Here is a 9,232-nt window from a genome sequence, read left to right as displayed (position 1 = left end):
CCTGGCCCGCCGCCGCGAGGGCGGCGGCGCGGCGCCGGCGGGCCGCCTCAGTCCTGGGCGTCGCCCGCCGCCGCCTGCTCGGCGACCTCCTCCGGGGCTTCCTCGCCCTCGAACCAGTGCTGCCGCGCCGCCATGATGATGGCGTTCGCCGTCTCCTCGTCCATCGAGTCCTCGCCGAGCATCTCGATCAGCTCGTCGGAGGCGAGGTCGGCCAGGTCGTCCAGCGTCTTCACCCCCTTCTCGCCAAGCGCCACCAGCTGCGCCGGGGTGAAGCCGCCCACCTCGGCGACCACGTCCTCGACGCCCATGCCGCGGCGCTGCTCGTCCAGCTCGGCGTCGCGGCGCTCCAGCCAGGCCTCGGCCCGGCGCTTCAGCTCGGCCGCCACCGTCTCGTCGAAGCCCTCGATCTCCGCCAGCTCCTCGTCCTCGACCGAGACGATGTCCTCGATGGAGGTGAAGCCCTCGGTCACCAGCAGGCCGGCGATGACGTCGTCCACGTCCAGCGCCTCGACGAACAGGCCGGTGCGCTTGCGGAATTCCTCCTGCCGGCGCTCGCTCTCCTCGGCCTCGGTCAGGATGTCGATGTCCCAGCGGGTGAGCTGGGAGCCGAGGCGGACATTCTGGCCGCGGCGGCCGATGGCCAGGGAGAGCTGGTCGTCCGGCACCACCACCTCGCAACGCCGCGCGTCGTCGTCAAGCACGACCTTCGTCACCTCGGCGGGCGCCAGGGCGTTGACGATGAAAGTGGCATTGTCGCCCGACCAGGGGATGATGTCGATCTTCTCGCCCTGCAGCTCCTGCACCACCGCCTGCACGCGCGACCCGCGCATGCCGACGCAGGCGCCGACCGGGTCGATGCTGGAATCGCGGCTGATGACGGCCATCTTGGCGCGGCTGCCGGGGTCGCGCGCCACCGCCTTGATCTCGATGATGCCGTCATAGATCTCCGGCACTTCCTGCGCGAAGAGCTTCGCCAGGAAGCCGGGATGGGTGCGGCTGAGGAAGATCTGCGGGCCGCGCGGTTCCTCCCGCACGTCGTAGATGTAGGCGCGGACGCGGTCGCCGTTGCGGAAGGCCTCGCGCGGGATGGTCTCGTCGCGGCGCAGCAGCGCCTCGGCCCGGCCCAGGTCCACCATCAGGTTGCCGTACTCGGTCCGCTTGACGATCCCGTTGACGATCTCGCCGACGCGGTCCTTGTACTCGTCGAACTGCTTCTTGCGCTCGACCTCGCGCACCCGCTGGACGATCACCTGCTTCGCCGTCTGGGCGGCGATGCGGCCGAAATCGATCGGCGGCAGCGGGTCCACGATGAACTCGCCGGCCTGGATGCCGGGGCGGAATTTCTGGGCGATGCGCAGCGGGATCTGCGTCGCCTCGTTCTCCACCGGCTCCTGCTCCACCACCTCGGTCCAGCGCGACAGGCGCACTTCCCCGTTGCGGCGGTCGATGATGGCGCGGATGTCCTTCTCATGCCCGTACTTGGCGCGGCCGGCCTTCTGGATGGCCTGCTCCATCGCCTCCAGCACCTCGTCGCGCTCGATCATCTTCTCGCGCGCGACGGCGTCGGCGACCTGCAGCAATTCGGGGCGCGCGATGGCGACATCCACGGCCATGGCTTCAGTTCTCCTGCTTGGGATTCGCCGTCGCGGCGATCAGTTCGTCGGTCAGCACCAGCTTGGCGCGGCGGATGTTGCCGCGCGGGAAACTCGCCTCCGTCCCGTCCTCCAGCCGCAGCCGCGCCGTCTCGGCATCGGCGCCCAGCGCGATGCCCCGGAACCGCTTGCGCCCGTCGAACGGCACCATCAGCTCCAGCTGCGCCACATGCCCGGCATAGCGGTTCCAGTCCTTGGCCCGGGTCAGCGGCCGGTCGATCCCGGCCGAGGACACTTCCAGCGTCCACTCGCCCTTGATCGGGTCCTCCACGTCCAGCACGGCGCCGATGGCGTGGCTGATCGCCTCGCAATCCTCGACGCGGAAGGGCGCGTCGTCGGCGCGGTCGGCCATGATCTGGACCACCGGGCGTTCCTTCCCGGAGACCTGCACGCGCACGAGCTCGTAGCCCATGTGCTCGATGGTGGGGGCGATGGCGTCGGCAATGCGCGCCTCCAGGCCCTCATGCTGCGGACGTTCGACTGGATCTGCCAAAAACAAAAAAGGCGGCCCTTTCAGGCCACCCCCCGAAGAACCGGATGGTGTTGGATGCACTGACTATAGGCATGGCTCCCGGGCGGGGCAAGACGCATCCGCTGCCAGGCAACGGAAACGCGGCACCGCATGATTCAACTCATGGTTGCCGATCTGCGGTGCGGTGGCCATCCGCGATGGCGTGCCGCCCCTTGCCGCCGCCGGCGCGACCGCCGTCCGCAGCCTCCGGCCCGCCCCACGGCTGGCCGGGCTGGTGCGGCAGCATCTGACCGGCGGGGCGATGCTGCCGGCCGGCCTTGGCTGCACAGCGGCTTCACGCGTCCGGGCGTTCACGCCCTCCCGCGATCCGCCCTGGCCACCGCCTGCCTGCTGAAGCGGCGCCTCGGCCGCGCCGTCGTGCCTGGCGTGGACGGGCTGCCCGGCGAGCGGACCGAGGCGGCGATCCGCGCCCTTGCCGGACTGGCCGGGCTTGTCCTGTAGCGCCAGCGTCGATCGCTGCGGGCAGGCCCGAGCGCGCGGCCCTGCCCTGCCATCGATGCCCCGGAGCGGCTCAGCGCCGCGTCACCCGCCAGTAGAGCGGCCGGCGGCCCTCCCGCAGGGCCTTCGCCTCGTAGCGGGTGGGCGGCCAGCCCCCCGGCCGTGCCTCGGCCGGCGGCGGCGCGTCGAACAGGTCCTGCCCAGCCAGAACCTCGGCGGTCCAGGCCTGGTAGGTCGGGTCGTCCGTGGCGATGCGCCATTCCCCGCCCGGCCGCAGCGCCCGCGCCACCGCCGGCAGCATCCCGGGATGCACGAAGCGCCGCTTGGCATGCCGCGCCTTCGGCCAGGGATCGGGGAACATCAGGAACAGCCGGTCGAGCGAGCCGTCCGGCAACAGCCCCAGCAGGTGCCGCGCATCCTGCGGCCAGAGGCGGAGATTGGCCGGCAGCGGGCCGGTCGCCTCCTCCCCTTCCGCGACCAAGCGGGAGAGCAGGGAGCAGAGCCCGTTCTCGAACACCTCGGAGGCGATGTAGCCGATGCGCGGGTTGGCCGCGGCATGCGCCAGGGCGTGTTCCCCGCCGCCGAAGCCCACCTCCAGCCACAGCGCCTCCACCGGGATGCCGAAGGCGGCGCGCGGGTCGGCGGCCTGCCCGGGGGCGAGGCGCAGGCGCGGCAGGGTCTCGTCCAGCAGCACTTGCTGGCGCGGGCGCAGCGGATGGCTGCGGCGGCGGCCATAGAGGCGGTCGGGGACGCCCTCGGCGAGGGGCGGTCGGTCGGCGGTCATGCGGCGATGTACGCCAAGTGGGAGGGGAGGGAACTCCCCTCCCGCACCCACCCCTTCTTTTTCCGTGGGTCTGCCGGCTGAACCTGTGGGCCCAGGGAAAAAGGCGGGGTCCGGGGGGAAGGGAGTCCCCTCCCTTCCCCCCGGGATGTCAGCGGCCGAAGGCCCGCTTCAGCTCGGGCGCCAGGATATCCGTGCGCTCCCAGGTGAAGGTGTCGGCCTTCAGGTCAGGCGCCTGGCCGAAATGGCCATAGGCGCTGGTCACGGCGTAGATCGGCCGGTTCATGCGCAGCATCTCGCGGATCCCGCGCGGGGAGAGGTTGACGATCTCCTGCACCACCGAGGCCAGCTTCACCTCGTCGATGTCCTTGCCCGTGCCGTGCAGGTCGAAATAGACCGACAGCGGCTTGGAGACGCCGATGGCGTAGGAGACCTGGATGGTGCAGCGATCCGCCAGGCCGGCGGCCACGACGTTCTTCGCCACGTAGCGCGCGGCATAGGCGGCGCTGCGGTCCACCTTGGTCGGGTCCTTGCCCGAGAAGGCGCCGCCGCCATGCGGGGCCGCGCCGCCATAGGTGTCGACGATGATCTTGCGGCCGGTCAGGCCGGTGTCGCCATCCGGGCCGCCGATGACGAATTTGCCGGTCGGGTTCACGTAGAACTCGGCCTCCGGCACCTCCCACCCCGCGGGCAGCACGTCCTTCACGATCGGCCGGATCAGCTCCTTGATCTCGGCCTGCTCCATGCCCTCGGCATGCTGGGTGGAGACGACGACGCAGGTGACGCCCACCGGCTTGCCGTCGACATAGCGCAGCGTGACCTGCGACTTGGCGTCGGGCTCCAGGCCCTTGGCGCGCTTGTCGCCGGCCTTCCGGTACTCCGCCATCTTCAGCAGGATCTGGTGCGCGTAGAGCAGCGGCGCCGGCATCAGCTCCGGCGTCTCGTTCGTCGCATAGCCGAACATGATGCCCTGGTCGCCGGCGCCCTCATCCTTGTTGCCGGCGGCGTCCACGCCCACCGCGATGTCGGCGGACTGGCCATGCAGGTAGTTCTGGAACTCGGCATTCCGCCAGGAGAAGCCGTCCTGGTCGTAGCCGATATCCTTCACCGCGGCGCGCACCTTGTCCTCGAGGCTCTCGAGGATGCCGTCGGGGCCACGCACCTCGCCGGCCAGGACGATGCGGTTGGTGGTGACCAGCGTCTCGCAGGCCACGCGCGCATAGGGGTCGGCGGCGAGGAAAGCGTCCAGCACCGTGTCGGAGATTCGGTCGGCCACCTTGTCCGGATGGCCCTCGGACACGGATTCGGAAGTGAACAGGTACTCGCCCTTGTCGCGCATGGCGTGGTTCGTCCTCTTGTCGCGCGGGGGAACCGGCGGGGCCCCGGCTGGCCTCACCGGCTGCCGGCCGGTCGGCGGCTGTTTCGCAGCAAGGGGGGCGAAGGGTCAAGGCCGAAGATATAAAGATATGCTTATGCCCCGGATCATCCGGTCCGGATGGTCCGCGACGGATGCGGGCCTGGGCACCCCGGCGGCGGCGGGTCCCGGCCGCGTGGCCCAGGGGACGTGGCCGAGGGAGCGTGCCTCAGGGGAGGTGGCTCCCGAGCGGTCCGTGTTCGGGACCGAGGGCCGCACCGTTGCGGCGCCCGGATCGCCGCGGAGCCCTGCCGCCCTGCGACCGCCCCCGCCGATCGCGGTCCGTTGCCCGACCGCGGATCGCCGCCTGCCACGATCGCGGCGGCCGAGACTTGCCGAACGACAGCAGGCCGTTGCAGCGGCGTGGCGGTCAGCCTGCGGCGCCGTCCGCCCTGGCCGACCCCCGCCCGGTGGCGCCCGCCTCGGCAGCCGGGACCCAGTGCCGATGCCCCCTTGGCTCCGGCCAGGCCCCGTCAGCCCATGCCGAGGACATGCGTCATGCCATACAGCCCGGCCGGCCGCCCCTGCAGCCACAGCGCCGCCCGCACCGCGCCCGTGGCATAGACCCGGCGGTCGAAGCTGCGATGCGTCAGCGCGATCTGCTCCGACCCGGCGGCGAAAAGCAGCGTGTGCTCCCCCACCACCTGGCCGCCGCGCAGCGCGGCGAAGCCGATGGCGCCGGTCTTCCGCGCGCCCGTATGGCCGTCCCGCCCGCTTTCCACCCCCGCCGCCTCCAGCGTGGTCCCCCGCCCGCGCGCCACCGCCCGGCCCAGCGCCACCGCGGTGCCGGAGGGCGCATCGACCTTCTGCCGGTGATGCATCTCGACGATCTCGGCATCGTAGTGCTCGGCCGGCAGGGCGGCCGCCATGCGCTCGGCGATGGCGAGGAACAGGTTCACGCCCGGGGCGAAATTGGCGGCATAGACGATGGGCACGCGCGCCGCGGCCTCGGCCACCGCCGCCTCGTCGGCCGCCGACAGGCCGGAGGTGCCGAGCACGAAGGGCTTGCCCGCCGCGGCGGCGGTGCGGGCATGCGCGGCGGCGGCCGAGGCATGGGTGAAGTCGATCACCACGTCGCTGGCGGCGCAGAGCGCGGCCATGTCCGGCAGGATGGGCGCCGGGGCCTCGCCCGCCCCCGGCTGCCGGCGGGTCCCGCCCGCCACCACGGCGCCGGCCGCCGCCGCCTCCTCCGCCAGCAGGCGGCCCATGCGGCCGGCGATGCCGGCGATGCCGATCCGGACGGGCATGCGCATTCCTCCTCGCAACGAGAGCGGATCGCGCCGCGCGACTCAACGCCGCGATCCATGGCCTGGGGCGGGAGGCTGACGGGTCGCGCGGCTTTGTCCAGGGGGTGCCATACAAGGGGCGCCGCCCAGGACGGCGCCGCGGCGGGGGCCGGGCTGGCCCCCCCCGGCCGCAGCGGGGTCAGCGCCCCGTCGCGGCCGTGCGGGCCGAGGCCCCCGTCACCCGCCACACCGTGTCGCCGGTGTCGTCGGCGATCAGCAGCGCGCCGGTGCGGTCCAGCGCCACGCCGACCGGCCGGCCGCGCGCCTCGCCCCGGTCGTTCAGGAAGCCGGTCACCACGTCCTGTGCCAGGCCGCTGGGGCGGCCATTCTCGAAGGGCACGAACACCACCTTGTAGCCGGCGAGGTCCGGCCGGTTCCAGCTGCCGTGCTCGCCGATGAAGGCGCCGGCGCCGAAGCGCGCGGGCAGCCCGCCGCCGCCCTGGTGGAAGGCGAGGCCGAGCGGCGCGACATGCGAGCCCAGCGCGTAGTCCGGCCGGATGGCGCGCGCGACGAGGTCCGGCCGCTGCGGCATCACCCGCGGGTCCAGGTGCTGGCCCCAGTAGCTGTAGGGCCAGCCATAGAAGCCGCCCTCCTGCAGGGAGGTCAGGTAGTCCGGCACCAGCTTCGGGCCGATCTCGTCGCGCTCATTGGCGATGGCCCAGAGCCGGCCCGACTGCGGCTCGAAGGCCAGGCCCGTGGGGTTGCGCACGCCCTCGGCGAACAGGCGGTGCGCGCCGGTGGCCCGGTCGACCTCCCACACCGCGGCACGCTCGCGCTCGGCATCCATCCCGTGCTCGGTGATGTTGCTGTTGGACCCGACGCCGACATAGAGCTTCGTCCCGTCCGGGCTGGCCGTCAGCGCCTTGGTCCAGTGGTGGTTGATCGGCCCGCCGGGCAGGTTCGTCACCAGCGTCGGCGGCGCTTCCATCCGGGTCTGGCCCGGGGTGTAGGGGTAGCGGACCAGCGCAGCGGTGTTGGCGACATAGAGGTCGCTGCCCACCAGCACCACGCCGAAGGGCGAGTCGAGCGTCTCGAGGAAGGTGCCGCGGACCTCCGGCACGCCGTCGCCATCGGCGTCGCGCAGCAGGGTGATGCGGTTGCTGCGGCCGCCCCCGGCCTGGCCCGGCCCCTGGCTGGTGGTGGCGAAGGACTTGATCCAGCCCTGGACGATGTCCTTCGGCCGCCGGGTCGGCTCGGTCCCCGGCGCCTTGGATTCCACCACCAGCACGTCGCCATTCGGCAGGGTGGCGACCTGCCGCGGATGCGCCAGGCCCTGGGCGAAAGCGGCGATGCGCAGGTCCGGCGGCACGCTCGGCGCCTCGCCCGGCTTCCAGCCGATGGCGCGGGCGATGTTCATCGGCGGCAGCAGGTAGTTCTGCGGCGCCGGCAGCACCGGGTCGGGGCCGATCTGCGCTTCCCGGTCGCCGATCCGCGCCGTGTCCTGCGCCAGCGCGACGGGGCCGGCCAGCACGACGCTGGCGGCGATGGCCGCCAGGGCCAGGTGTCCGCGGCGCCTCACGCCGCCACCCCCACGCGGTGCCGGTAGACCAGGGAAGCGCCGAGCCAGCCGGTCACCAGCATCACCGCCACGGTCAGCGCCGAGAGGATCAGCCCGGTCGGCACCACCGAGGTCCAGGCATCGCGGCTGTGGACCAGGTTGTTGAGCAGCGCCAGCGCCAGCACGACGACATTGCCGAGGAAATGCGGCCAGGCCGGCCGCTGCGCCCGGATGCGCCGGCTGCCGAGGAAGTCCCAGAGCCCGGCCAGCGCCGCCAGCCCGCCCATGGCGGCGCCGGCCGCCAGCAGCCAGGCGGAGGCATTCGCCCACATCATGTCGGCGGACCGCCAATAGGCGATGTCGGTGAGCAGCGCGCCGGTCAGGCAGGCGATCGGGAAGGGCACGAGCATCGGGTGGATCGGGTGGCCCGCGATCCTGGCCCGCGAGCGAAGGGCGGTGTCATCGGTCATGCGGCGGCGGCCTCGCCGGGCGGCAGGGGGCCGCCCTCGGGGAGTCTACGGCGGCATGGTGCGGGAGTTCCGCCGGCCCGCGATGCCGCAAGCGCATGCAAGGCCCGCCGCTCCCGCCGGGGATGGCGCCCCCAAATGGTGATCATTCCCGCCGCTGATTTTTCCGCCGCCGGCCCAGGCGCGACAAGCGGCGGGACGGCGCGGCGAGGCCGCGCCGGCGACAGGAGAACCCCCGATGAGCAAGCTCGCGATCGTCTTCCATTCCGGCTACGGCCACACCAGGCGCATGGCCGAAAGCGTCCTTGCCGGCGCGGCCTCGGTGCCGGGCATCGAGGCCGAGGCCATCGCCATCGATGCGGAGGGCAACCTGCCGGACGGCGGGTGGGAGGCGCTGGCCGCCGCCGACACCATCGTCTTCGGCGCGCCGACCTACATGGGCGCGCCGTCCTGGCAGTTCAAAAAATTCGCCGACGCCAGTTCCAAGCCGTGGTTCACCCAGGCCTGGAAGGACAAGCTGGCCGCCGGCTTCACCAACTCGGCCTCGGTGAACGGCGACAAGTTCTCGACCATCCAGTACTTCATCACCCTGGCCATGCAGCATTCGATGCTGTGGGTCGGCACCGGGATGATGCCGGCGAACCGCAAGGGCACCGACCGCAACGAGCCGAACTGGATCGCCGGCTTCGGCGGCGCCCTGGCGGCCACGCCCTCGGATGCCTCGGTGGAGGAGATGCTGCCCGGCGACCTGGAGACCGCCCGCCTGTTCGGCGCGCGCGTAGCCGGGCAGGCCAAGCGGCTGTTCGGCTGACGACGGTCGAATCCGGGAAGGGGGGGCGGGCGGCGGTGCGGGTGGGACCGAGTCCGCACCGCCGCCTGCCAAGACCGCCGCTGGGGGGATGCGGCGGTCGGCAGCATGAACGTACCCTCCGGGACGCGGTTCCCGCCGCCGCGTCGACAGCTTCGCGATCGCCGCGGTTACGTCGCCGCTGCCGCTTCGGCTGCGGCCCGGGCGTGGCGTGCGAAGGTCCCTGGACGGCCGGGCGCCGCCATCCGTCCCGCCCGCGACGCCGGGAGGCGGATCGCCCGGGGCCGTGCCCCGCCGCGGCCTGAGGCCGCCCCGCAGGCCAGGTCGCGGGGCGCATCCGGGGGGCGGCGCGGGGC

General features: G+C 72.8%; 8 protein-coding genes. 1 reads left to right on the top strand and 7 read right to left on the bottom strand.

The annotated features are described in order from the left end of the window. Positions 1–47 precede the first annotated feature (47 nt). The 7 genes from nusA to E2C05_RS24730 all read right to left on the bottom strand — a co-directional run bounded on the left by nusA (position 48) and on the right by E2C05_RS24730 (position 8,071). Positions 48–1,613 carry a transcription termination factor NusA gene (nusA, locus tag E2C05_RS24760; protein WP_133222317.1) on the bottom strand — a complete coding sequence of 522 codons (1,566 nt, stop codon included), beginning with the start codon at positions 1,611–1,613 and terminating at the stop codon, positions 48–50. A 4-nt stretch (positions 1,614–1,617) separates the two neighbouring features. Continuing rightward, positions 1,618–2,151, bottom strand: coding sequence for a ribosome maturation factor RimP (rimP, locus tag E2C05_RS24755; protein ID WP_133222316.1), 534 nt, complete (start codon positions 2,149–2,151; stop codon positions 1,618–1,620). A 544-nt stretch (positions 2,152–2,695) separates the two neighbouring features. Continuing rightward, positions 2,696–3,406 carry a tRNA (guanine(46)-N(7))-methyltransferase TrmB gene (gene trmB / locus E2C05_RS24750; RefSeq protein WP_133222315.1) on the bottom strand — a complete coding sequence of 237 codons (711 nt, stop codon included), beginning with the start codon at positions 3,404–3,406 and terminating at the stop codon, positions 2,696–2,698. A gap of 148 nt (positions 3,407–3,554) precedes the next feature. Then, complete coding sequence (gene metK / locus E2C05_RS24745; RefSeq protein WP_133222314.1) at positions 3,555–4,742, bottom strand: methionine adenosyltransferase; 1,188 nt, start codon at positions 4,740–4,742, stop codon at positions 3,555–3,557. A 548-nt stretch (positions 4,743–5,290) separates the two neighbouring features. Further along, entirely contained in the window at positions 5,291–6,064 is a 774-nt protein-coding gene (gene dapB, locus E2C05_RS24740) for a 4-hydroxy-tetrahydrodipicolinate reductase (protein WP_133222313.1), read from the bottom strand. Positions 6,065–6,242: 178 nt separating this feature from the next. Next, entirely contained in the window at positions 6,243–7,622 is a 1,380-nt protein-coding gene (locus E2C05_RS24735) for a PQQ-dependent sugar dehydrogenase (protein WP_240046883.1), read from the bottom strand. Further along, complete coding sequence (locus tag E2C05_RS24730) at positions 7,619–8,071, bottom strand: DUF2231 domain-containing protein (protein WP_133222312.1); 453 nt, start codon at positions 8,069–8,071, stop codon at positions 7,619–7,621. Before E2C05_RS24730 ends, E2C05_RS24735 begins: the two co-directional genes overlap by 4 nt. A 235-nt stretch (positions 8,072–8,306) precedes the next feature. Here E2C05_RS24730 and E2C05_RS24725 point away from each other — a divergent pair, with 235 nt between their 5' ends. Next, on the top strand, positions 8,307–8,879 hold the full coding sequence (locus tag E2C05_RS24725) for a flavodoxin family protein (protein WP_133222311.1): 573 nt from the start codon (positions 8,307–8,309) through the stop codon (positions 8,877–8,879). Positions 8,880–9,232 lie beyond the last annotated feature (353 nt).

The sequence above is a fragment of the Paracraurococcus ruber genome, from assembly GCF_004353985.1.
GTDB classification, from domain to species: domain Bacteria; phylum Pseudomonadota; class Alphaproteobacteria; order Acetobacterales; family Acetobacteraceae; genus Paracraurococcus; species Paracraurococcus ruber.
The sequence above is the reverse complement of the archived record's forward strand: the minus strand, read 5'-3'. Positions and strand labels throughout refer to the sequence as shown.